Here is a 22972-nt window from a genome sequence, read left to right as displayed (position 1 = left end):
GGCGACAACCTGACCATCGGGCCGATCCTGCTCGGGGCGGCGAAGCCGGTCAACATCCTGACCCCGACCGCCACCGTGCGCCGGATCGTCAATATGACGGCCCTTACAGTGGTTGATGGCCGCTAAGCAAGCGCCCATTCATTCAAAAATGTCATTCCCGCGAAGGCGGGAATCCGGAATCCGCAATCGGCTACTGCCGCAATTGCAGGAGTGCATATGAAGCTTTCCGTCCGATTGGGCGTCGTGGTCACCGTTAGTGTTGTCGGTCTGCTGGTGTTGGGCGGCCTGGCTCTGCGCAGTCTGCACGGCAGCCTGATGGCTGAGCGCCAGGCGGGGATCGAGAATCTCCTGAAAATGGCCAAGACGCTGACGATCCGCGTCCATGAACAGGAACTGGCCGGCAAGTTGCCCCGGGAGCAAGCGCAGGCTGCCGTTGCAGCGGCGATCAAGGGCTTTCAGAACGGCAACGTCTACTTTTTTGTCCGCGACGATCAAAACGTGATGGTTGTTCACCCGCGGCCCGAGCGTGTCGGCAAGGTTGATCCCGGGAAATTGCCGGACGGCAGGACGACCGCCGAAATCTATCGGGCAGAATTGGCCAGGCAGGGCGAGTTTGCCTACGTTCAAATTCCGGCGGCAAAGCCCGGTACGAAAGCCAACGAGATGGCGCCAAAGCTCAACGGTGTGACCAGGTTCGAGCCATGGGGCTGGAGTATTGGGACCGGATTCTTCGTCGATGATATTGAAGAGAAGTTCTGGTCCTACACGCTTTCCATCCTTGCCATTGGCCTGTTCACCATCGTGCTGACGGCATCTCTGGCCGCCTTTCTTGCCCGGGGCATCTACCGGCAATTGGGCGGCGAGGCCGGCTATGCCGCAGAGATGACGCGGGCCATCGCGTCGGGAAGTCTGGTCGAGAAAATCGACAGCGCCCATAAAGGCAGCCTGCTCGCCCAGCTTTCCGCCATGCAAGGCAGCTTGAAGCGCATGATTGGCGAGATCAAGAGTGGTGCTGCCACGCTGAACCTGGCGACGGGTGAGCTGACGATGCAGATGCAGCAGATTACCGAGTTCGCGCAAACCTCTTCCGAGGCGACGGCGGCGACGGCCGCGTCGATGCAGGAAATGGCGGTGAGCGTCAATGAGATCTCGGCGCATGCCAGCGATAGCGAAATCCGCTCGAAGAAATCTGCGGAACTGGCAAGCACCGGCGCCGGGTTGGTGCACCAGGCGGCAGAGGAACTCGATCATGTCGTGGCTCAGGTGGCCGAAGCTTCGTCACGCATCGAGGGGCTGGAAGAGCGCTCGCGTGAAGTCGATGGCATTGCCCGGGTGATCAAGGAGATTGCCGATCAGACCAATCTGCTGGCCCTGAATGCGGCGATTGAAGCGGCTCGGGCGGGCGAACAGGGACGCGGGTTTGCCGTGGTGGCTGACGAAGTGCGCAAATTGGCCGAGCGCACCGGCCAGGCGACCGGGCAGATCACCGAAATGATCAAAGGTATTCAAGGCGATACCTCGGCCGTGGTTGCCAGCATGCAGGCGGTGACGCCGCAGGTGGCGAAAAGCGTCCGGATTGCCAATCAGGCGGCGGAAACGCTTCACGAAATCAACAGCAGTGCCAGTGCCACGTTGATGAATGTCCGTGACGTGGCGCATGCGACATCGGAACAGAGCCAGGCGAGTGAAAGTGTCGCTGCCAACGTCGAGAAAATTGCCCGCATGGTCGAAGAGGTGTCCAGCTCAGTCACCGCGGCCAACGGCACGGTCAAGGCCTTGGAGACCTTGGCCTCGGATCTGGCCGAGTCGATGGAGCGTTTTGAGGTTTAGGGACGGGCTGGGTTTTGAGAGCGATCCGGGGGGTTACTGCCGTTTTTATGGGTAGGGCAGGTGAGCATCCCGGTGCAGACATCAAGGCGGCCAGAAGCGAGTGATCGTTATAGGCTAATTGCGTGAATTGACCTTCCGGCAGGTTCAGGCCACAAGCCGCTGGTTGAAAATCACAACAAGCTGACATCCAAGGGACTGCTCTGCGCATTAAGCCGCCACCCATATCAGTATTTAAACCTTGTGCGGAGAAGGTCGTAATCGCAACTGCGGCAATTGGTTACACTGATGCCCAGAGGAGGCTTCATGCTGATTACCGGCCAATGCCAATGTGGCAACATATCTTTTAATCTCGAGTGGCTACCTGCCCCAACAAGAATTCCTGCGTGGGCGTGTGCTTGTTCGTTCTGCCAGGCCCATAAAGGCGTTTGGACATCGTCGCCATCGGCCGACCTGAAAGTTCAAATCATCAACCTTGCGCTACTGACCCGGCACACCTTCGGTACGAGAACTGCCGAATTCCTCATTTGCAAGCAATGCGAAGACATTCCACTGGTGACCAGTGAGATAGATGGGCGCCTCTATGCGGTGGTCAATATCCATGCCCTACAAGGCATTTCTCCCGCCCTTCTCAAGCATTTCCAGTCTGATTTCGACGGTGAAAGTGTTGAAGAGAGAACAGAGCGCCGCCGTCGGAACTGGATTGCGAATGTAACCATCAACGGCTCGTAGGACGAGTAAGGCATCAGGCAATCAATGGTCTTGCCGTGCTACATGCACAACAGGAATGTCAGGCCGAAATAATCTCAATTGAGCACTTGGCGCATCCACCGTAGGCTTAAAGCCAATCGTTGGAGCACGCCAAGTAGCCATGACATCGAAACTGACAAAGCCGCTAAAAATAGACATTCCCGCTGTCGATGGATTTCCATTGCATGCCCATGCCTGGGTTCATGAGGTGGTTGATAGCGACAAGCTGCCGCCGGTCGTCATCATCAATCCGGCCACTTCAGTGCAAAGCCGGTATTACAGTCGATTCGCCGATTTTCTCTACGCCCACGGCTTTAATGTCATCACCTATGACTATCGGGGAATTGGTGGCTCCCGGCCCGAGAACATGCGGGGTTTTCAGGCCAATTGGCTGGATTGGGGAGGCAAAGACTTCGAAGGGGTGCTGAGATTTGCTGGCACCTGCTACAAAGAGCACGACATTCTGGTGGCCGCCCATAGCGTGGGTGGTTTTCTGGTGGGGATGGCACCGTCCAACCAACTCATTAAACGGGTCTTCACGATGGGCTCGCAGTTTGCCTACTGGCGGGATTACGCCAAGCACAAGCGCCTGGCCATGTACTTGCGCTGGCACATCGTCATGCCGACCCTGACAGCAATCTTTGGCTACTTCCCGGGCAAGCGCCTGGGGTGGCTGGAAGACACGCCGAGCGGGGTGGTTCGTGACTGGATTTCCCCGGAGGCACGCTTCGAAGACATCTACAAATCCGGCCCGCAGGCACTGTCGGATGAAGAGCGAGCCAAGCTGGTTGAATCATTTGCTCAGGTCACGGCACCCACGCTGGCAGTGTCGATGAGCGATGACGAGTTCGGCACCATTCCGGCTATCCATCGCCTGCTCAGCTACTTCAAGAACAGTCCCAGCACGCATATTCGTATCGAGCCCGATGCGGTCGGTGAGCCTTCCATCGGGCACTTCGCATTTTTCAATGCCCGCTACGCGGATTCCTTGTGGAAAATCCCACTGGCTTGGCTACGCGATGGCGAAGTCACGCAGGAGATTACGGCTCAGCTTGTTACGCTGGAGCAGAATCCGTAACGCGGGCCTCGGTACGTATCCAGTCAATCAGGGTTTGTGCCTGACTGCTTGCCGGGGTGTCTCGTTGAATCAGGTAGTAGACCTTGTTGGAGCTGGGGCCGGGAAGTGACGTTGGCAGCGCAACCAGGCGACCATCAGCCAGCATGGGGCCGATGATTTGTCCCTTGCCCAGTGCAATGCCTTGGCCAGCGACAGCAGCATGAATCAACTGGTCATACAGGTTGAAGCGAAGAATGCTTTTGGGTTTCACGCCCGCCCATCCTTGTGACTCCAGCCAGTTAGTCCATTGCCATGCAAATGACGAATCTCCCTCGAACTCAAGCAAGGTGGACTGCTCAATCAATGAAGGGTTATCCAAACGCTTCATGCCAAGACTGGGATGGGCAACCGGGAAGACGGTCTCGCCAAACAGACGGCTTGAGCCGGGTGGCATCATGCGCTCCTCACCATAGCGAATGGCAATGTCCAAGCCCTCTTTGCGCAAGTCCACAATCTGATTGTTTGCCGAGATGTGCACCTCGATTTCCGGGTGTTCTGCCTGAAATAAGCCAAGGCGCGGCAGCAACCAAAGGCCGACAAAGCCAATGCTGGCCGTAATCGTCACCGGTCGCCGGCGTATGTTGTCTTCCAGTGCCCCCAGCGCATCTTGTAGTTGCTGCATCGCATTATCGGCGGCAACAAAAAGTTGCTCGCCTTCCGGCGTAAATCGAATGGCGCGATGTGTTCGCTCGAACAATTTCACACCCAGTGCCGTCTCCAGGCCGTGAATCTGACGACTGACCGCAGACTGGGTCAAAAACAAGTCGCCGGCCGCCAAGGTGATACTCATGCGACGACCAACCGCGACGAAGCCTCGCAGCAAATCTACTGATGGAATTTTGGAGAGGCTAATTGACATTACAAATCCTCATGTGTGGTCACAAATAACTCATTTGAGGCGAGACGCTTCATCCATTCTAATAGCCTGATTGCAAGTGTCGCCACAACTAGATGCATGAGCCTTTTGAATGTGAGACTTGAGGGCCTGCTCATCATCTGAGAACCACCTAAGGAGACCGAACCATGCCCCATGTATCAGACCCACACATTGCCGAACGCGTCTTGGCCAGTTTCGACAAACAGAACGCCATGCATTTGGTGAAGGCCACCATGCCCGTGGTTGAAAGCGGGATGACGGAGATTCATGTCCCGCACTGGGACGGCATCGAGCAGCAACATGGCTTTGTCCATGGCGGTGTCGTCGGCATGATTGCCGACTCATCCGCCGGCTATGCTGCGATGACGGTGTTGCCTGCCAACGCCTCTGTCCTGACTGTCGAGTACAAGATGAATCTGGTTGCACCGGCAGACGGTGAAAAGCTGATTGCCCGTGGCCAGGTCGTGCGGCCGGGACGCACCCTGATTGTGACCAAGGCCGAGGTCTTTGCCATCAAGGATGGGAAGGAGACTCTTTGTGCGCTGATGCAACAGACCATCATGGTGATGCACGGTAAAACGGAGAAGTAACGGATGGCCGGTTACCTGCAAGAAGGCCAAGCTGAGCCGCAACGTAAAGCCGTCACCTTGCCGGCACTTCAGAATATGAAGGATGCCGGCAAGAAAATCGCCATGCTGACTTGCTACGACGCCAGTTTTGCCGCTCTCATGGACGCTTGCGCGGTCGACATGCTGCTGGTCGGTGATTCGATGGGCAACGTGTTGCAGGGCCACGCGACGACTTTGCCGGTGAGCATTGCCGACATCGCCTATCACACGTCCTGCGTCGCGCGGGGCAACAAGTCTGCGCTACTTGCGGCAGACATGCCATTCGGTAGTTACGGGACACCCGAGTCTGCCTATGAGAATGCCGTGAAGCTGATGCAGGCTGGCGCGCAGCTTGTGAAACTGGAGGGCGGTGCTTGGTTGTGTGACACGGTTCGGTTTCTGACCGAACGCTCCATTCCGGTTTTTGCCCACCTGGGGCTAACGCCGCAATCTGTCCATCAGCTCGGCGGATTCAAAGTTCAATGCAAAACAACGGAAGGGGCAGAGCGGTTGCTGTCTGATGCACGAGCACTTCAGGAGGCTGGAGCGTCGATGCTGCTGCTCGAAGCCATTCCCGCTTCGCTTGGCAAGTCCGTATCGGACGCACTGCGTATTCCCACGATTGGCATTGGTGCAGGCCTTGATTGTTCCGGTCAGGTTCTGGTCATGCACGACATGCTGGGCGTCTTTCCTGGCAAGAAGGCGCGTTTCGTCCGCAACTTCATGGCTGGACAAACAGACATTGCATCAGCAATTCGTTCTTACGTCGAAGCTGTTAAAGACGGCTCGTTTCCTGCAACTGAGCATTGCTTCTGACTCTCTGAGCCATTATGTTTCACTCGATTCGACGTCCCGATGTCCTGTCCGTAACCTTGGCTGCGGCCGGCATTCTCATGGTGACCATGGGAACCCGCCAATCCTTTGGGCTGTTCATTAGCCCCATCAATAGTTCGACCGGCATGGGCATCGCCACCATTAGCCTGGCGTTGGCTATCGGGCAGTTCACCTGGGGTGCCATCCAGCCGATTGCTGGGGCAGTGGCTGACCGCTACGGTCCCCGGTTGGTGTTGATGGCCGGCCTGATTACGCTCGCCATCGGTTGCGCCATTACCCCCTTCATCGAAAACGGTTTCGGCCTGGCTATTGCCTTGGGCATCCTCGCTTCCATGGGGTCTGGGGCCGGCAGTTTCTCCGTGCTGATTGGTGCCGCGGCCCAACGATTGCCGTTTGATGCCCGTGGTACGGCTTCTGGCGTAATCAATGCGGGAGGCTCCTTCGGCCAATTCATCTTTGCGCCACTCCTGCAAAAACTGATTCAGAGCCTGGGATGGATGGGCGCGATGTGGGCGATGGCCTTGGCAACCCTGGCTGCAATTCCACTGGTCGGAAAACTGACCGGACCGACGGCTACCGCGCCACAACATACTGATGATTCACGCTTGGGCCCGGCAGTTCTGGAAGCGCTCAGGAACTCAAGCTACTGGTTGCTGCATGCTGGTTTCTTTACCTGTGGGTTTCACATCGCGTTCCTGGTGACCCATCTACCCGGTGAAGTGAATCTGTGCGGTCTTCCGCCCAGTGTGGCCAGCTGGTCACTGGCCATCATCGGCCTAGCGAATGTATTCGGCAGTTTGTACGCTGGTTCGTGCGTCGCCCGTTATCGAAGTAAGTATGTCCTGGCGGTGATGTACGCCTCACGGGCTGTGCTGATTGCTTGGTATCTGTGGATGCCTCGTACTGAATGGACTTACTACCTGTTTGCTTCCGGCTTGGGCTTTACTTGGCTGGCCACGGTTCCACCGACCGCGGCGATTGTCGGCAAACTGTTCGGGACACGTTACTTGGCCACCTTGTTTGGACTCACTTTGCTGTCGCACCAGATTGGCGGGTTTCTCGGCGCTTGGTTGGGTGGCATCACCATGTCCCAGTTCGGGGACTTCGCCTGGATGTGGTACGCCGACATTGCGCTGGCCATCATTGCTGCACTTGTAAATTTGCCCATCAAAGAGGCTGCGCTTACGGCTCATCACCACAATCGACCGGTTGCCGCTGAAAGCTGACCCTCAATCGCCCGAGCTACGAACGTCCGCAGAGGGCACGAAGCAGCCCAGGCCAAGTAACAAAGCCAGTGGTTCAAGCTAGCAGTTCAACAGTGGCCGGTCTGTAACAAGTACCGGCCATTTTTCATGCTGAGTCCTCATGCCGCTTCGTACTTCACAGCCCGCACAGCCAGGTGTGCTTAGTTGAGAACCGGCTGCGGCTGCTGTTTCAAGGCCTGCAGGCGGCGGGCGCGGTGTTTGCGGGCCCAGATCAGGACGCCGGTGACGCTGAGCAGGGCGATGGCCAGGCCGCACAGCGAGATCAGGATGCGGCCGGGGAGACCGGCGATGCGGCCGGAGTGCAGCGGGAACATGGCTTGCAGGAAGATGTCGCCGGCCGTGCCGCTGCCGGGGATGGTGGCGCCGAGGGGCTGGCCGCTGTGGGCATCGAAATAGAGCCAGGGGTTGCCGAGGCCGCCGTCGCCGTGGCTGTTGCCGGGCGCGAAGAAGCCGACGCCATAGACGCCGCTCAGGCTGTCGAGGAAGACGCCGCCGGCCGGGGCGGTGATGCCGCGTTGGCGGGCTTCGTCTTCGGCCAGCGCAATGATGCGGTCGACCGCCATTTTTGCCGTTTTTTGCCCGTCCACCGCCGGACTCGGCCGGGCCGCGAAAGGCGAGGGCGTCAGCTCGGAAAACAGGCCGACCACCGGGCGCATGACCTGTTCCTTGAGGTTCATGGCGACCGAGGTGACGGCCAGCATCAGCACCAGCAGGAAGAGCCAGACGCCGCCCGAGCGGTGCAGGTCGAAGGTCAGCCGATGGCCGCCGGCCTGCCAGCGGAAGGCGAAGGACTGGCGCCAGCTTTTAAGGCTGGGGAAGGAGATCCACAGCGCGAGCAGGGTGTCGAAGACCCAGACGATGGCGACGATGCCCATGAACAGCGTGCCCAACTGGAGGCTGAAGGCATCCGGGATGTGCATGCTGTAGTGCAGCTTGTAGAGGAAGGGGAGCAGGTTTTCGCGGTCGAGCGAGACCTGGCCCCACTGCCGTTTGCCGAGGATTTCGCCGGTCGCCGGATCGAGCGCGACCTGGTTGTAGCCGAGGGCGTAGGGCTGTTGCGTCGCCGGATCGAGGCGCGGCTCGACGAAGAGGCCGAGGCTGTGCCCCGGCTCGATCTCCAGCGGCATGAACCTGACCTGCAGGCGCGGTTCGGCCGCTTCCAGGCGGGCCGCCAGTTCGAGCGGCGTCAGCGCCGGGCCGGCCGCGACGGCATGGAACAGATGCGGGTTCAGCCATTCGTCGAGCTCGTGATCCCACGAAATCACGGCGCCGGTCAGCCCGGCGACGAACAGGAAGAGCGCGGCGAAGAGGCCGAACCAGCGGTGCAGCGTGACGAGCAGGCGACGCATGGCGGCCTCAGTACTTCCAGTTCAGCGCGACACTGGCGTTGCGCGGCGCGGCGTAATAGGCCTGGTCCCAGTACAGGCTGGCGATGTACTTCTCGTCGCTGACGTTGTTCAGGTTGGCGCTGACGCTCCACTGCTGGTCGATGTCGTAGCGCGCCATCAGGTTGACCAGGGTGTAGGCCGACTGGCGGATCTCGCCGTAGCTGGTGTCGCGGTAGGTATCGCTCTGCCAGCTCAGGTTGGCGCCGACCTTCAGTTGCTCGACGCCCGGCACGCGGTAGGTGGTCGAGGCGCGCAGCAGGCGGCGTGGCGCGTAGCTGCGGACATCCTGGCCGGCGTCGTCGTGAATCGATATTTGCGTGTAGCCGAGGCTGGCCTGCAGGCGCGGCGTCAGCTGGCCGGAAAGGTCGATCTGGAAGCCCTTGGACTTGGCGTCGAGGCCCTTGTAATAAGCCTTGGCGCCGATATAGCCGGCCGATTCGGCGAGATTGCGCTGCTCGCTCTTGAACAGGGCGAGCGAGGCGTTCAGCTTCTTGTCGAAGAACTCGCCTTTCAGGCCGACCTCGTGGCTGCGCCCTTCGACCGGCTGCAGCGCATTGCCGGTGGCGTCGGTCTGGTATTGCGGCGTGAAGATCTCGGTGGTGCTGCCGTACAGCGACAGGTGGCGCGTCAGGTCGTAGATCAGCCCGGCGTAGGGCGTCAGGTCGCTGGCCTCGCTCTGCCGGTTGACGCCGTAGGCGGTGCCTTCGCTCTCGGCCTTGGTGGCGCGGGCGCCGGTGATCAGCTTGAGCTCGTCGCTCAGGTTGATGCGGGCAGCGGCGTAGGCGCTTTGTTGCCGGTAGGTGAAGTGGCTGCCGTCGGTCGAGGCGTCGAAGGCCGGCATGGCGTAGTTGCCGGTCCAGTTTTCCAGCGCCGGCAGGGCGGTGCCGATGCCCCGGCCGTAGTACGAAACGTCGTCGAGCACCGATTTCGACCAGTTGGCACCGAAGGTCAGCTCATGTTTACGGCCGAACAGCGCGAACTTGCCGGTGGCGGCGAGGTCGGCCTGGGTCTGCCGGTTGTCCATCGCGTACTGCGACGGGTAGCTGTAGAGGCCGAGGCCGGTGCTCTGGCTGGGCGTGCCGTAGACGTACATCAGCGTGCTCTCGTGCGTGTAGTCGGTACGCGTCAGCACGGCCTTGGCGCTCCAGTCTTCGTTGAACTGGTGGCTCAGTTCGGCGAAGCTGCTCTTCGTCGTCGTGTTCCAGTAGGCCCAGTCGGTCGAAGTGCTGGTCGAGCGGTCGTAATTGGTCGGCTGGCCGTTCGAATAGAGCATCGGCAGGGCGCCCCACAGCGGACTCTGCGCCTTGTTGCGCTGCTGGTTGTGGCCGACGGTGAGCAGCGTGGATTCGCCGAGGTCGGCCTCGACGACGCCGTAGAACACCGACTTGTCGTGGCCGTAGCGGTCGAGATAGGAGTCGGCCTCCTGGCGGGCGACGACGAGGCGGCCACGAACATGGCCGGAGTCGATCAGCTTGCCGGAAACGTCGCCGTCGAGCCGGTACTTGTCCCACGACCCGGCGGTCAACCCGGCGCTGGCGGCAAAATCGGCGGTCGGCCGCTTGCGGATGAAATTGATCGTCGCCGACGGAAAGCCGGTCGCCGAAATCAGGCCGTTGGCGCCGTACACCGCATCGACCCGGTCGTAGATGGCGGTGTCGATGTCGCCATTGACGTTGCCGTGGGCGAAAGGCTGGCCGATCCCGTCGGTCTGGAAATTGGTGATGTCGAAGCCGCGCGCCGTGTAGTAGGTGCGGTCGGTTTCGACCTTTTCGACGGTGACGCCGGAGGTGGCGGCGAGCACGTCGTTGACGCTGGTCAGCCGGAAATCGTCCATTTGCGTCCGGGTGACGACCGAGACGGTTTGCGGCGTTTCGCGCAGCGACAGGCTGAGGCCGGTGGCCGAGGCGCTCTTGCGGGTGGTGTAGAGGCCGGTTTTTTCGGTACTCGGTGCGTACTCGGCGTTGCCGGTGACGGTGACGGCGGCGAGACTCTGTTCTTCGGTGGCGGGCGTTTCGGCGGCCAGGCAGGGGGCGGCGCAGAGCGCGGCGATGACGAGAACGAGGGGGCGGCGACGGAAAGCCGTCGGCAGGGCTGGCTGGAACAAGATCAGGAACTCCCGGTGGTGCTGTCGGCTGGCTGCCTGGGAATTCCGTGGGTGGCTGGCTAAGGCTGGTTGGTAATCGGTGAAAGGAGGAAAGCGGCGGGGATCAGGCCGCCTTGCGCAGAACCTTGCCCGGTTTGCCCAGGCCGGCGTTGGCTTCCTGCAGGCATTCGTGGGCGCAGGAGGCGCAGCGTCCGCAGTCGCGGGTGACGCCGAGGTCGCGGCGCAGGTCTTTCAGGGTACGCGCCCCGCCTTGCGCGGCTTCGCGAATCTGGCGGTCGGTTACGGCCTGGCAAACACAGACATACATGAATGATCTCCCTGGATTTGGGTGTTCAATGCGAATGAATCTCATTGTATAGAAATGAGAATGACTGTCAATAGCATTTGTGGGCTTCCTGAAAAATCCGGCCGACAGCGCTAGAATGCGCCCTGTTCGTTTCAACCCCAGAGAAATAAAGGAATTAAAACAATGTCCGGTCATGGCTTTCACGTACACGGTCCGCACGATCATGAAGTCGAGCACGTCGCCCAGCACGGCGGCGACCAATTCACCTCCCGCCTGGCGGTACTGACGGCGGTGCTGTCCACGGTCGGCGCCATCTTCGGCTACATGGGCGGTCATTCGCAGAACGCGGCGCTGCTCTACAAGAACGAAGCGGCCATCCAGAAGACCTCGGCCTCGAACCAGTGGAACTACTACCAGGCCAAGAGCAACAAGCAGAATCTGGCCGAGCTGTCGGTGACGCTGACCAGCGGCGAGGCGCAGGACAAGTTCAAGCAGTCGGTCGAGCGCTACAAGAAGGAAAAGGAAGAGATCAAGGCCGAGGCCGACAAGCTCGAAGCCGAATCGAAAGCGGCCGACCAGAAGAGCGAGGCCGAAATGCACGTTCATGAACGTTGGGCGCTGGCGACGACGCTGTTGCAGATTGCCATCGCGCTGTCGGCGATCACGCTGCTCACCCGCAAGCGCTGGCTGCTCGGCGCGGTGTTCGGCGCCACCGGCCTCGGCTTGGCGGTCGGCGTCATGGGCTACCTGCACCTTTGATGATGCAGACAGCCCGTCGTCACGCCATTGCCGCCGGGCTGGTTTTTGCCCTTTTTGCCGCGTCGACCGCAGCGTTCGCCGAATGCCGGGTCGCTTTCGACATGGGCTCTTCCGGCATCCGTGCCGGTGCTTCAAGCAGCCCGGCGACCCGCCGGGCCGACATCGACTACCTCGGCCCGCTGTGGGCCGGGCGCGGTCTTGAAGAAACGCTGGCGCCGACCATCAAGGCGCTGCGCGAACTGTCGGTCCAGGCCGGCTTCGGCGACGACTGCCGGCGCGCCGCCGGCGGTTTTTCCGCCTGGCGCCTCGCCCTGCAACAGGATGCCGGCCAACTGGCCGCGGCGCTGCGCCGCATCCACGACGAGAGCGGCGTCGCGCTGCTGGTCCTGCCGCAATTGCGTGAAGGTGCCTACGGCTACCTCGGCGCCCGCCAACTGCTCGGCGACAAGCTGAGCACCAGCCACGTCCTCGACATCGGCGGCGGTAGCCTGCAGGTCGCCGGCGAGCGCACGGCCTACGGCGAGCCGCTCGGCCAGAAGGTCGTCCAGCGCTACCTGTGCCAGGAAATCCGCAACTCGGAAAGCGCCCCGTGCACGCTGCAGCCGATGACCGGCGAGGAACTCGCCATCGCCCGCGGCCTGCTCCGGGAAAAACTGGCCGGCGTCGCCCCGGCCCTGCCGGAAACGGTGACGATGACAGCGATCAGCCGCCCGGTCAGTCGCGGTGTGGCGCCGGCCGTTGCCCGTTTGGCCGGGGAGGGGGCCGAGACAACCGGTTTCCGGCGGGCAGCGCTGAGCCGGGCGATCGAGCGGATCGCCAACCTGACGCAGGCAGAAACCGCAGCCGCGGTAGGCAGCCCGGCCGCTTATGTCGCCTATCTGCTGTCCGACATGCTGCTCGTTGAAGGTCTGTTGCAGGCGACCGGCGGCGACGAATTGCAGGTCGCCGAACTCGATCTGACCAATCTGCCCGGCCTGCTCGCTGACGACCGCTTGTTCGACTGGGCCGGCCACTACGGCTGCTACCTCGACCGCCTGCGTGATCTCGGGCTGGAGGCCTACGCCAGCGACCCGGCGAGTTGTCCCTGAGCGGGCGCCGGAAAATGCCTTTTTTTACCCGGTCGACCGCAGCAATTGGCGTAAACCGGGTGTCTGGTTAGAAAAAACAAGCCAGTCATTCCCGCTCAGGCGGGAATCCAGAATAATCAATCAACTGGATCCCCGCCTGCGCGGGGATGACGAATATTTCTGCGTCTCCCTAGCGCGCCTGCAGGGCGCCGATCGATTGCTCGATGGCCTCTTCGAGATAGCCCTGATAGAAATCGGGCAGTCGTGCCCCGACAATCGGCTCGGCCAGGCGCCGGCCGTTCGGGCCGTAAAAGGCGACGACCGGCACCAGCTTGATCTTTTCGTCCGCCGCAAAGCGGGCGTGGCTGCTCGGCTGGCCGCGGAAATCGGTGAGCGGCGCCGCGCTGTCCTGGTTGATCTGGCGGACCAGCACCTGTTGGCGATAACGCGGGTTGGCGGTCAGCGGTTGCAGATAGTCGCGCTTGACCGTTTCGCAGTATTTGCAGTCCCGCCGGCTGTAGATGACGATCAGCGGGCCGCCCTGGCGGCGAGCCTGTTCGGCCTCGGCGCGCAGGTCGGCCTCGGCGCGCAGGTCGGCGGCCGGTGGCAGATCGGTGCTCCGGGCCGGGGCGGCGCCGAGCATCAACAGGGCGGCGAGTGCCAGGCCGGCCAGGCTTTCCTTCAAAGGGCGCATCTCAATTGTCGAAGTGGTAATAACGCTGGTTCAGCCAGGCCGCGATATTCGCTTCCTCGTCCGGAAACAGGTTGGCATTGACCGACGAGTTGCAGGCGGCGACCCGTTGCAGCAGTTCCAGCTGGTTGGAGAGCATGCGCCCGTCGCGGGTGTACATCTTGCTGCCGTCGCCGCCGTACATCCGGACATGGCAGCTGGTGCAGTGTTTTTCGTGCAGGGCCTGGCCGGCTGGAAGGTCGACCTTGCCCCAGGGGGCGTCGGCCCAGGCGGCGCCGCTGAGCAGGGCGAGGCTGGCGATGATGGGCAGGCGCATGGCGGCTCCTTGGTGAGTGCGTGGTATGGCGTTCAGAAACCGGCGGCTTCGGCCTCAAGATAGGCCAGGCTGACATACTTGCCAATATTGCTCTCGAAACCCTTGGTCTCTTTCGCCCGGCTGGCGACACGCGGATCCTTGAGGACCAGGGCCTTGGCTTCCTCCAGGCCGAGGCCGTCCTTGATCGCCTGCTCGCAGGGGCGGTAGATACCTTCGAACAGTTCGCGATTCCATTTCAGCACATTGGCCCCCGGCTCGCCGTGGCCGGGCAGCCAGATCGTGCTGGCGGTCTTTTCCAGCCGGTTGTAGGCCTGCAGCGTGCCGAGGTAGGAGCCGTCGTCCATGTTGGCGATGCGGCGGTCCATGGCGACGTCACCGACCAGCATCAGCTTGTCTTCCAGTACCTCGACGCAGAGGTCGAACGGCGTATGCACGGTGCCGAAGTGATGGACGCGCAGCGTGACGTCGCCGAATTTCAGCTCGGCGCCGTTTTCCAGCGCCAGGTTGGGCGGCACGACGCGGGTGCCGAGGGTCGCCTGGTTGGTCCATTGCTCCATCAGCGTCCGCCACATGTTGCCCTGCACGCCTTGCACCGCCTTGATCGTGCCCGGGTGCGAATAGCGCGGCAGGCTGTCGCCGTAGGCCTCGACGAAGGCATGGTTACCCAGCCAGTGGTCGCCGTGGTAATGCGTGTTGATGATCGCTATGACGGGTTTTTTGAAGGCTTTCCTGACTTGCCGGATGGCCATTTCGCCAATCTGCACCGAGGCGCCGGAATCGACGACGACGAGGCCCTTGGCGGTATTGACGAAGGTGATGTTGCACATCATGCCCTGGTTTTCCGGGGTCGGAAAACCATCCGGCGAGAAGATCATCCAGACATGTTTCGAGACCTGGCGCAGCGGGTGGTCCTTGACCGCCGGTCCACGGATGAATTCATCGACTTCCTTGGCGAAGGCGTTGAGGCTTTGCCACGGCGCAAACTCGACGGCGCTCAGGGCGGAAAAGGCGGCGCTGGCCTGCAGGAATCGGCGGCGGTTCATCGGTGTCTCCTTGCCCGGTTTAGGGGTAATCTTCAAGCTCTACGCCCAAGCGCGCACTGGTCGCGGGGCAGCGGCTCGTCGCTCGCCCGGTTGATTTGAAAGCCAAGTGTAAGCGAATTACTGTTTAATAATATATTGATATTTTCTGATAAAAAGGGGTGGTCAAGTGGGGTACAAGAAAACCGTTCTGTTCGGCGCCAGCGCACTGTTCGTGCTCTTCAGCATGCCGGTGATGGCCGACGCCAAGGCCGATCTGGCCCGGGCCGAAGAAATCGTCGCCGGTCGCTGCTTTCTCTGTCACGGCCTCGAAGGCGAGTCGGCCAGCGCCGTCTTCCCGCGCCTGGCCGGCCAGCATTCCGAATACATCGCCAAGCAGCTGAGCGATTTCAAATCCGGCAAGCGCAAGAGCGACACCATGAAGCCGCAGGCCGAGGAACTGACGCCACCGGAAATGAAAGCGCTCGGTACCTTCTTCGAAAACAAGACGGCCAAGCCGCGCGCTGCCAAGGATGCCGAACTGCTGGCCGTCGGCAAGTTCGTCTTCAATCGCGGCAACCAGTTCTCCGGCCTGCCGGCCTGTTCCAGCTGCCACGGTGCCAAGGGCTACGGCACACCGATGCTGCCGCGTCTGGCCGGCCAACACCCGCGTTACATCGAGGACCAGTTGAAGCAGTTCAACAAGCGTGAGCGGACCAACGACAACGCGGTGATGCACACCATCGCCTCCAAACTGTCCGAACTGGAAACCCACGCCGTCGCCGAGTACATCGCGACGCTTGATTAAACCGGGCTGATCCTGTCATTGAAAAGGCCGCGATTTCGCGGCCTTTTGATTTTTCCTCGGGGGATTGCCGATTTAGCCTTTGGCCGTCTTCCAGCCCGGGTGCTGGAAATATTTGCCATAGGCCTGCAGCCCGTGCAGCACGCCGGCGGCCCCGTCGTGGCGGGCTTCAGGCTGCTTGCTTTCCATGGCTTCAGCGCCGGCCAGCAGGTCGGCAATCACCAGATGCAGCATGGCGTCGGCTTTGGCCTCCAGCTTGCAGTTCGCCACTGCGTAGGCCACTTTCTGGCTGACCGTCCCGGCCAGCGCCTGGTAGTCGGCCTCGCTAAACTGATTCTTGTGGATGCGGGGCAGGGCTGTTGCCATGGCCTGATTGATCTCGCTCATCGCCTGGCGCAGTGGGGCGTCGGTCGCCCATTTCTGGCCAGCGTTTAGTTGCAGCTTTTGTGGTTCCGGATTGCCATGGGCGTGATGTTCATGAGGGGCGGCGGCCTGGGCGGCAACAGAGATGCCGAGGAGGAAAGAGGCAAGCAGGACGGCGAGTTTCGTTTTCATCATGAGTTCCTTGAACGGGAGTGAAAGGCGGAATCTGTCGCGAGATTCGCGATACCTGAGTAATTTAGTTGGCTAATCTTAAGGGGGGCTTAAGTGTCGGTTTTCGCCCCGGAGAAGCGGGATAACCCTAAAGGCGGCATGGCTTCGTATCCACTAAGCTGTTCATACGGTAGCCAATCGGTGCGCTACCCGTTTCAGGATTCATCGCCCCATGAGCATCGGCTTGATCAGCATCCTTGGCGCCCTTGTCGTGATTGCCATTCTCTGGCTCGCGGCGCGCGGCATCGGTCCCCCGCGAAAGTGATCCTCCGGCTGCCAGGCTGGACTGTCGGTGTTTGACGCCGATCGATTGGCTCTGCCAAATGAACAAAGGCCGCAAGCGCGGCCTTTGTTCATTTGGAGCGGTAAATCTCAGGTCAGCATGTCGGCCCAGATGTTCTTGGCCCAGCCGATGGCGACCTTGCCTTCCAGTTCGTTGCGGGCGGCGGAAACGCCGCCGGCGCCCTTGACCGGTTGCACGGTCTTGGTGGCGGCGTCGTACTGGTGGACGGAGGAAACGTGGATGACGTTCTTGGCATCGACGAAGCTGTAGCAGGTGTTCATCACGACCGGGGTCGGGCTCGGTTCGAGGCCGGCCAGCTGGTTGAGAATGGCAGCGGCAGCCAGCTTGCCGTGCTGGTTGGCCATGTGGCCGGACTTCGGCATGGTCGGGGCCGGGAAGATGGCATCGCCGAGGACGTGGATGCCCGGCGTGCTGGTCGATTCCATGCTCAGCCAGTTGATGTCCACCCAGCGGTTGTTGATCAGCTTGAGGCCCGACTTGTGGGCGATATCACCGGCGCGGTGCGGCGGGATGACGTTCAGCACGTCGGCCTTGAACTTGTCGAATTCGAGGATGGCGGTGTTGCTGGCGACGTCCACATCCTTCACTTCGGCGTTGTTGCGATATTCCAGCGTGCCCTTGTAGAGATCGCCCCAGGCCTTCATGAACAGGCCTTTCTTCGAGACCACGTCTTCGTTGGCATCGAGGATGACGACCTTCGATTTTGGCTTGTTTTTCTTGAAATAGTCGGCGACCAGGCAGGCGCGCTCGTAGGGTCCGGGCGGGCAGCGATAGGGGGCTTTCGGAATGGAAATGGCGTAGGTGCCGCCGTCCTTCATTGCTTCCAGTTGTTTGCGCAGGGCAACGGTCTGCGGGCCGGCTTTCCAGGCGTGCAGGATCTTGCTCTGGGCCTCGGCTGTCTTCAGGCCGGGGATTTCGTCCCACATGAAATCGACGCCCGGTGACAGCACCAGCCGGTCGTAGCTCATGCTGCCACCGGCTTTCAGGGAAATCGTCTTTTTCGCGGCGTCGACCGCAGCAACCTCGTCCTGGATGACGCGGACGCCCCATCGGTTCTTCAGGCCGTCATAGCTGACGGTGATGTCTTCCATGGTCTTGCTGCCGCCGATGACCAGGTTGGAGATCGGGCAGGAGATGAAGGTTGGGTTGCGCTCGATCAGTGTCACCTGGACGCCGCCTTCGCTCCACATGCGCAGGTACTTGGCGATGGTCGCCCCGCCGTAGCCGCCACCGACCACGACCACATGGCCGCTCGCCTTGCCGCCGCCGGCACAGCCGTACAGTGCAGACATGGCGCCGGCTGCCGCGCCGACTTTCAGGAAATCACGTCTTTTCATCAGCATCATGGTGTTTTTCCCTTACTTTTGCGCAGCGAAATAGGTGGCGATCAGGTCCAGTTGCTCGTCGGTATAGCCCTTGGAGATCTGGTGCATGATCGAGGCGGGTTTGTCGCCGCTCTTGAAATCAGCCAGCTTTTGCAGCGTCTTGGCCTTCTCCATGCCGGCCAGGGAATCCATGCCGGACCCCTTGACGGCATTGCCGTTGGTGCCGTGGCAATTGGCGCAGGTGGCGGCCAGGTTGCGTGCGAGGTTGGGGTCGGCGGCCTGTGCGGTGCTGGTGGCAGCGAGCAGACACACCGTGGCGACGGTGGTGAATATTTTCATCAAGACATCTCCTCTGAATGATGTAGATACGGACTATATAGCCTGAAATTCTTAGTGATTTGTGCGTATCAGCGCAAGACGAAGGGTATAGGCCTTTGTCTCAAAATGCATGCTGCATTGCAATAATATTAGTAGTTGACTATATAAGTATGTAGTTATACATTGATTCTTAATTCAAATCAAAAAAACGACATGGACGAGGCACAGCAGGTCTACGAGCAGGTAGCTAATTACTTCGGATTACTGGCTGATCCGACGCGGTTGCGCATTCTCTCCTGTTTGTGCGCCGACGAGCGCCCGGTCCATGAAGTCGTGGAAAAAATCGGCCTGACGCAAGCCAACATTTCGCGCCACCTGAACATTCTGTATCGGGCGGGCGTCGTTGACCGGCGGCGGGAGGGCAGCTCGGTTCTGTATCGCGTGGTCGATCCCAATTTCGTCGACATCTGCCGGACGGTCAGCATCACCGTGGCCAGCCGCGATCTCGGCGAGCAGATGGGTGTGGCCGGCCAGGCGAAGCGGTAGTTGGAATTCAAACAACGGAGGGGAGTCATCTCTATGGTGGATATTGTCAAGCAGCCGGGACGTTTGCGGCCTGCACCGGAAAATTTCCTGTCGGACGAGCAGGTCAAGGCAGTCGGCAGTGGCCGGCGCGATTTCCTGCGCAAGAGCTTTCTTGCTGCCGGTGCGGCGCTGACCGCGCCGCTGGCGGCGCGGGCCAGCGAAGGCGACGCCAATATTCTGCAAAATCCGGCGTGGACCACCTCGCTCGGCCAGCCGGTAGCGGCCCGCCCTTATGGCATGCCGTCGCAGTACGAAAGCCAGTTGCTGCGCCGCGAATCGCCGGGCCTGGCCCGCGTCGGCGGTGCCTCGGTGTCGTTTGCGCCGCTGCAGGGGCTGTTCGGCATCATCACGCCGTCCGGCCTGCACTTTGAGCGCCATCACCAGGGCTGGCACGACATCGATCCGTCCAAGCACCGGCTGATGGTCAATGGCTCGGACGATTCCCTGCTCAAGAAGGCCAAGGTCTATACGCTCGACGAACTGATGCGCCTGCCCTCGGCCTCGCGCATCCACTTCATCGAATGCGGCGCCAATACCGGCCTCGAGTGGGGCAATGTCGCGGTGCCCACCGTGCAATACACGCACGGCATGCTGTCCTGTTCCGAATTCACCGGCGTGCCGCTGAAATACCTGCTCGACGACTGCGGTGTCGATTACAAGAAGGCGCGCTACGTGCTGGCCGAGGGCGCCGACGGTTCGTCGATGACGCGCACCATCCCGATGGAAATGGTGGAAAGCGGCGAAGTGATGGTCGCCTACGGTCAGAACGGCGAAATGCTGCGCCCGGAAAACGGCTACCCGCTGCGCCTGGTGGTGCCCGGCGTGCAGGGCGTCTCCTGGGTCAAATGGCTGCGTCGCATCGAAGTCGGCGACCAGCCGTATGCGACCAAGGACGAAGCGGTGCATTACATCGACCTGCTGCCGAACGGACTGCATCGCCAGTACAGCTCGGTCCAGGAAGCCAAGTCGGTGATCACCACGCCCTCCGGCGGCCAGACCTTGCTCGACCACGGGTTCTACAACGTTTCCGGCCTCGCCTGGTCGGGCCGCGGCAAGATCAAGCAGGTCGATGTCTCCTTCGACGGTGGCATCAACTGGCAGACGGCACGTCTCGAAGGGCCGATCCAGAACAAGGCGCTGACCCGCTTCAACATCAATTGGGTGTGGGACGGCAAACCGGCCATCCTGCAGTCGCGGGCGATGGACGAAACCGGCTACGTCCAGCCGACCTACGGACAACTGCGCAAGGTGCGCGGCACCAAATCGATCTATCACAACAACGCCATCCAGTCCTGGAAGATCATCGAAAGCGGGGAGGTCAGCAATGTTCAAGTTCTCTAGTGCCAGCTTTTGCCTTCGTGGCACTAAGACCCTTCTCGTTTTTGCCCTTTTTTCCGCGTCGACCGCAGCACTCGCCTTCGACAACTTCAAGGGCGTCGGCCGCCCGGCGACCCCGGCCGAAGTGAAGGCCTGGGATATCGATGTCCGCCCCGACTTCAAGGGCCTGCCCAAAGGCTCGGGTTCGGTCGATCAGGGCCAGGAACTGTTCGAGGCCAAGTGCGCCTCCTGCCACGGTACCTTCGGCGAGTCGAACGAAGTGTTCACGCCGCTGGTCGGCGGCACGACCAAGGACGACATGAAGACCGGCCGCGTCAAGGGCCTGTCGTCCGGCGAACTGCCGCAGCGCACCACATTCACCAAGGTGGCGACGATTTCGACGGTCTTCGACTACATCCAGCGCGCCATGCCGTGGACGGCGCCGAAGTCGCTGAAGCCGGACGAGGTCTACGCCATTCTGGCCTACATGCTGAACCTGTCGGAAATGGTGCCGGCCGACTTCGTGCTGTCCGACAAGAACATTGCCGAGGTTCAGAAGCTGCTGCCCAACCGCAACGGCATGACGACCGACCACGGCATGTGGCCGGGCGCCCCGGCCAAAAAGGGCGGAATCGGCAACGGTGGTGTGCCGGATACGGCCAACAAGGCCTGTATGAAGAACTGCAAGCAGGAAGTGCAGATCGGCTCGACCCTGCCCGAGTACGCGCGTACGGCACACGGCGAACTAGCCGAGCAGAACCGCAGCTTCGGCCCGGTGCGCGGTACCCGCACGCTCGGCCCCGAGGCCGCCAAAAAGGCGGCCGATGCCGGCACGCTGGAACTGGCGACGAAGAGCGGCTGCATGGCCTGCCACGGCATCAAGAGCAAGATCGTCGGCCCCGGCTACAACGAAGTCGTCGCCCGTTACGCCGGGCAGACCGACGCCGAGTCGCGCCTGATCGGCAAGGTCAAGGCTGGCGGGCAGGGCGTTTGGGGCTCGGTGCCGATGCCGCCGAATGCGCATTTGAAGGACGAGGACGTCAAGACGTTGGTGCAGTGGATTCTGTCCGGCGCCAAGTAACACCATTTCTACAGAGGAGAAGTTATGAACAATCAACGTCGCAATGTATTGAAGGCCGGTTCGGGCGCTGCCCTGATGAGCGTTCTCGCCGCTGCCGGCATCATCACCCCGGGCATGGCCCTGGCCGACTGGAACAAGACGGCTTTTGACGCCAAGAGCATGGCCGATACGCTGAAGGCACTGGGTGCTGGCGCCCCGGCCGACAGCAAGGATGTCCAGGTCACCGGTCCGGATATCGCCGAAAACGGCGCCGTCGTCCCGGTCGGCGTCAGCTCGACGCTGCCCAACATCACGATGGTCGCCATCCTGGTCGAAAAGAATCCGAATGCCCTGGCCGCCACCTTCGTGCTGCCGGAAGGCACCGAGGCCAATGTCCAGACCCGTATCAAGATGGGCCAGACCTCGAACATCTACGCCCTGGTCAAGTCGGATGGCAAGTTCTTCATGGCCACGAAAGAGATCAAGGTCACCCTCGGCGGCTGCGGCGGCTAATCGGTCACGACATTTAAAGAATTCAAGGAGTACTACATGGCAAATCCGATGAAAATCCGCGCCGCCAACAAGGATGGCGTTACCGAAGTCAAAGTGCTGATCAGCCACGAAATGGAAACCGGCCAGCGCAAGGATGCTGCCGGCGCACAGGTGCCGGCCTGGTTCATTACCGAACTGACCGCCAAGCACAACGACAAGCTGGTGCTGAGCAGTGAGTTCGGGCCTTCGGTGTCGAAGAACCCGTACCTGGCCTTCCGCTTCAAGGGCGGCGCCAAGGGCGACAAGATCGTCGTTTCCTGGAAAGACAACAAGGGCGATAGCCGCACCGACGAAGCCGCTATTGGCTGAAGCCTGAAAAACGGCAGCCAGACGGCGTAGACCGTAGCTGCCGCTGGTTTTTCCCCGGAGGAATAGAGAATGATCCAAGGTTTGATCAAGACATTGGCCGGCGCCGCTGTCGCCGGCCTCTTTGCCGGCCCGCTGCTGGCCCAGGACAGCAAGGTGAGCGACGAGATCGCCAAGTATCGCGAAGCGCTGGCTGACGGCAATCCGGCTGACTTGCTGGAAGTGAAGGGCGAAGGCCTGTGGTCGGAAAAACGCGGCCCGAAAAACGCCTCGCTTGAACAATGCGACATGGGCCTCGGCCCCGGCAAGCTGGAAGGCGCCTACGCCCAGTTGCCGAAGTATTTCAAGGACACCAACAAGGTGATGGACGTCGAATCACGCCTCGTCCATTGCATGGTGACGCTGCAGGGCTTCAAGCCGGAAGAGGTAACCAGGAACTGGTATTCGAAGCCAGGGACCGAGTCGGACATCGAGGCGCTGGTCACCTTCATTGGCGCCAAGTCGAACGGCGTCAAAATCAGTGTTACGGCGACGCATCCGGAAGAGGCCAAGATGGCCAGGATGGGCGAATACATCTTCTATCGCCGCTCCGGCCCGCAGGATTTTTCCTGCTCGATCTGCCACGGCCAGGAAGGCAAGCGCATTCGCCTGCAGGAACTCGGCAACCTGACGACCAAGGATGGCGCCGGCTTCGCGATGAAGACCTGGCCGTCCTACCGCGTGTCGCAGGGTGCCGTGTGGACCATGCAGCGTCGGCTGATCGACTGCATGCGCCAGGCGCGCTGGCCGGAGCCGAACTACTTGGCCGATTCGATCATCGCGCTGGAAACCTACCTGCAAAAAACCGCGACCGGCACCGTGATGGAAACGCCGGGCATCAAGCGCTAAGAGGGGATGA

General features: G+C 61.1%; 26 protein-coding genes. 16 read left to right on the top strand and 10 right to left on the bottom strand.

All coding sequences use genetic code 11. The features are described 5' to 3' along the window. From AT959_RS20520 to AT959_RS11045, 4 genes are all read left to right on the top strand, one after another. Positions 1 to 126: phosphate acyltransferase (locus tag AT959_RS20520; protein WP_153132769.1), on the top strand; the 126-nt coding region annotated here is incomplete at its 5' end. A 90-nt stretch (positions 127 to 216) separates the two neighbouring features. Then, positions 217 to 1830, top strand: a complete 1614-nt coding sequence (locus tag AT959_RS11050; protein WP_066883012.1) for a methyl-accepting chemotaxis protein — start codon at positions 217 to 219, stop codon at positions 1828 to 1830. A gap of 303 nt (positions 1831 to 2133) precedes the next feature. Next, positions 2134 to 2559 (top strand): GFA family protein, encoded by a 426-nt coding sequence (locus AT959_RS20515; protein ID WP_205629888.1) that lies wholly within the window; start codon positions 2134 to 2136, stop codon positions 2557 to 2559. Positions 2560 to 2698: 139 nt separating this feature from the next. Further along, positions 2699 to 3655 carry an alpha/beta hydrolase family protein gene (locus AT959_RS11045; protein WP_205629887.1) on the top strand — a complete coding sequence of 319 codons (957 nt, stop codon included), beginning with the start codon at positions 2699 to 2701 and terminating at the stop codon, positions 3653 to 3655. Here AT959_RS11045 and AT959_RS11040 read toward each other — a convergent pair. Next, the gene (locus tag AT959_RS11040; RefSeq protein ID WP_066883011.1) at positions 3633 to 4553 is read right to left on the bottom strand and encodes a LysR substrate-binding domain-containing protein; all 921 of its coding nucleotides are present in this window, start codon (positions 4551 to 4553) and stop codon (positions 3633 to 3635) included. The genes AT959_RS11045 and AT959_RS11040 overlap by 23 nt on opposite strands. A gap of 164 nt (positions 4554 to 4717) precedes the next feature. Between AT959_RS11040 and AT959_RS11035 the strand changes: the two genes are divergently transcribed. Genes AT959_RS11035 through AT959_RS11025 form a run of 3 tightly spaced genes read left to right on the top strand, consistent with a single transcriptional unit; the run spans position 4718 to position 7239 of the window. After that, positions 4718 to 5161, top strand: a complete 444-nt coding sequence (locus AT959_RS11035; RefSeq protein WP_066883010.1) for a PaaI family thioesterase — start codon at positions 4718 to 4720, stop codon at positions 5159 to 5161. A gap of 3 nt (positions 5162 to 5164) precedes the next feature. After that, positions 5165 to 5995 (top strand): 3-methyl-2-oxobutanoate hydroxymethyltransferase, encoded by an 831-nt coding sequence (gene panB / locus AT959_RS11030; RefSeq protein ID WP_066883009.1) that lies wholly within the window; start codon positions 5165 to 5167, stop codon positions 5993 to 5995. Positions 5996 to 6009: 14 nt separating this feature from the next. Next, positions 6010 to 7239 carry an MFS transporter gene (locus AT959_RS11025; protein ID WP_066883008.1) on the top strand — a complete coding sequence of 410 codons (1230 nt, stop codon included), beginning with the start codon at positions 6010 to 6012 and terminating at the stop codon, positions 7237 to 7239. Positions 7240 to 7418: 179 nt separating this feature from the next. Here AT959_RS11025 and AT959_RS11020 read toward each other — a convergent pair whose 3' ends face one another. From AT959_RS11020 to AT959_RS11010, 3 genes are all read right to left on the bottom strand, one after another. Beyond that, positions 7419 to 8627 carry a PepSY-associated TM helix domain-containing protein gene (locus AT959_RS11020; protein WP_066883007.1) on the bottom strand — a complete coding sequence of 403 codons (1209 nt, stop codon included), beginning with the start codon at positions 8625 to 8627 and terminating at the stop codon, positions 7419 to 7421. A gap of 7 nt (positions 8628 to 8634) precedes the next feature. After that, positions 8635 to 10770, bottom strand: coding sequence for a TonB-dependent siderophore receptor (locus AT959_RS11015; RefSeq protein ID WP_205629886.1), 2136 nt, complete (start codon positions 10768 to 10770; stop codon positions 8635 to 8637). 103 nt (positions 10771 to 10873) lie between these two features. Further along, the gene (locus tag AT959_RS11010; RefSeq protein ID WP_066883006.1) at positions 10874 to 11077 is read right to left on the bottom strand and encodes a (2Fe-2S)-binding protein; all 204 of its coding nucleotides are present in this window, start codon (positions 11075 to 11077) and stop codon (positions 10874 to 10876) included. A 162-nt stretch (positions 11078 to 11239) separates the two neighbouring features. Here AT959_RS11010 and AT959_RS11005 point away from each other — a divergent pair, with 162 nt between their 5' ends. Both AT959_RS11005 and AT959_RS11000 read left to right on the top strand, forming a co-directional pair. Next, positions 11240 to 11815 carry a DUF4337 domain-containing protein gene (locus AT959_RS11005; RefSeq protein WP_066883005.1) on the top strand — a complete coding sequence of 192 codons (576 nt, stop codon included), beginning with the start codon at positions 11240 to 11242 and terminating at the stop codon, positions 11813 to 11815. Then, positions 11815 to 12903: an acetate and sugar kinases/Hsc70/actin family protein gene (locus AT959_RS11000; protein ID WP_066883004.1), complete on the top strand. Its 1089-nt coding sequence runs from the start codon at positions 11815 to 11817 to the stop codon at positions 12901 to 12903. Before AT959_RS11005 ends, AT959_RS11000 begins: the two co-directional genes overlap by 1 nt. A gap of 169 nt (positions 12904 to 13072) precedes the next feature. Here AT959_RS11000 and AT959_RS10995 read toward each other — a convergent pair whose 3' ends face one another. The 3 genes from AT959_RS10995 to AT959_RS10985 are packed head-to-tail and all read right to left on the bottom strand — an operon-like array spanning position 13073 to position 14932. Continuing rightward, positions 13073 to 13576 carry a SoxW family protein gene (locus tag AT959_RS10995; protein WP_066883003.1) on the bottom strand — a complete coding sequence of 168 codons (504 nt, stop codon included), beginning with the start codon at positions 13574 to 13576 and terminating at the stop codon, positions 13073 to 13075. 1 nt (position 13577) lies between these two features. Beyond that, entirely contained in the window at positions 13578 to 13889 is a 312-nt protein-coding gene (locus tag AT959_RS10990) for a hypothetical protein (RefSeq protein WP_066883002.1), read from the bottom strand. Between the two features lie 32 nt (positions 13890 to 13921). Next, a complete protein-coding gene (locus AT959_RS10985) occupies positions 13922 to 14932 on the bottom strand; it encodes an MBL fold metallo-hydrolase (protein ID WP_066883001.1) in 1011 nt (336 codons plus the stop codon). 166 nt (positions 14933 to 15098) lie between these two features. Between AT959_RS10985 and AT959_RS10980 the strand changes: the two genes are divergently transcribed. Beyond that, entirely contained in the window at positions 15099 to 15716 is a 618-nt protein-coding gene (locus tag AT959_RS10980) for a c-type cytochrome (RefSeq protein WP_240481808.1), read from the top strand. A gap of 72 nt (positions 15717 to 15788) precedes the next feature. Here AT959_RS10980 and AT959_RS10975 read toward each other — a convergent pair whose 3' ends face one another. From AT959_RS10975 to AT959_RS10965, 3 genes are all read right to left on the bottom strand, one after another. Further along, positions 15789 to 16268, bottom strand: a complete 480-nt coding sequence (locus AT959_RS10975) for a hypothetical protein (RefSeq protein ID WP_066883072.1) — start codon at positions 16266 to 16268, stop codon at positions 15789 to 15791. 411 nt (positions 16269 to 16679) lie between these two features. Further along, entirely contained in the window at positions 16680 to 17957 is a 1278-nt protein-coding gene (locus AT959_RS10970; RefSeq protein WP_088178959.1) for an FCSD flavin-binding domain-containing protein, read from the bottom strand. Positions 17958 to 17969: 12 nt separating this feature from the next. Beyond that, positions 17970 to 18275, bottom strand: coding sequence for a c-type cytochrome (locus AT959_RS10965; protein ID WP_066883000.1), 306 nt, complete (start codon positions 18273 to 18275; stop codon positions 17970 to 17972). Between the two features lie 192 nt (positions 18276 to 18467). Here AT959_RS10965 and AT959_RS10960 point away from each other — a divergent pair, with 192 nt between their 5' ends. From AT959_RS10960 to soxA, 6 genes are all read left to right on the top strand, one after another. Beyond that, the gene (locus tag AT959_RS10960; protein ID WP_066882999.1) at positions 18468 to 18800 is read left to right on the top strand and encodes an ArsR/SmtB family transcription factor; all 333 of its coding nucleotides are present in this window, start codon (positions 18468 to 18470) and stop codon (positions 18798 to 18800) included. 33 nt (positions 18801 to 18833) lie between these two features. After that, the gene (gene soxC, locus AT959_RS10955) at positions 18834 to 20180 is read left to right on the top strand and encodes a sulfite dehydrogenase (RefSeq protein WP_066882998.1); all 1347 of its coding nucleotides are present in this window, start codon (positions 18834 to 18836) and stop codon (positions 20178 to 20180) included. Continuing rightward, positions 20164 to 21237: a c-type cytochrome gene (locus AT959_RS10950; protein WP_066882997.1), complete on the top strand. Its 1074-nt coding sequence runs from the start codon at positions 20164 to 20166 to the stop codon at positions 21235 to 21237. The genes soxC and AT959_RS10950 overlap by 17 nt, the downstream gene beginning before the upstream one ends. Before the next feature lie 24 nt (positions 21238 to 21261). Continuing rightward, complete coding sequence (gene soxY, locus AT959_RS10945; RefSeq protein ID WP_066882996.1) at positions 21262 to 21729, top strand: thiosulfate oxidation carrier protein SoxY; 468 nt, start codon at positions 21262 to 21264, stop codon at positions 21727 to 21729. 36 nt (positions 21730 to 21765) lie between these two features. Beyond that, a complete protein-coding gene (gene soxZ, locus AT959_RS10940) occupies positions 21766 to 22077 on the top strand; it encodes a thiosulfate oxidation carrier complex protein SoxZ (RefSeq protein WP_066882995.1) in 312 nt (103 codons plus the stop codon). A gap of 69 nt (positions 22078 to 22146) precedes the next feature. Next, complete coding sequence (soxA, locus tag AT959_RS10935; RefSeq protein ID WP_066882994.1) at positions 22147 to 22962, top strand: sulfur oxidation c-type cytochrome SoxA; 816 nt, start codon at positions 22147 to 22149, stop codon at positions 22960 to 22962. Positions 22963 to 22972 lie beyond the last annotated feature (10 nt).

It is taken from the genome of Dechloromonas denitrificans (genome assembly GCF_001551835.1).
GTDB classification, from domain to species: Bacteria; Pseudomonadota; Gammaproteobacteria; order Burkholderiales; family Rhodocyclaceae; genus Azonexus; species Azonexus denitrificans.
The sequence above is the reverse complement of the archived record's forward strand: the minus strand, read 5'-3'. Positions and strand labels throughout refer to the sequence as shown.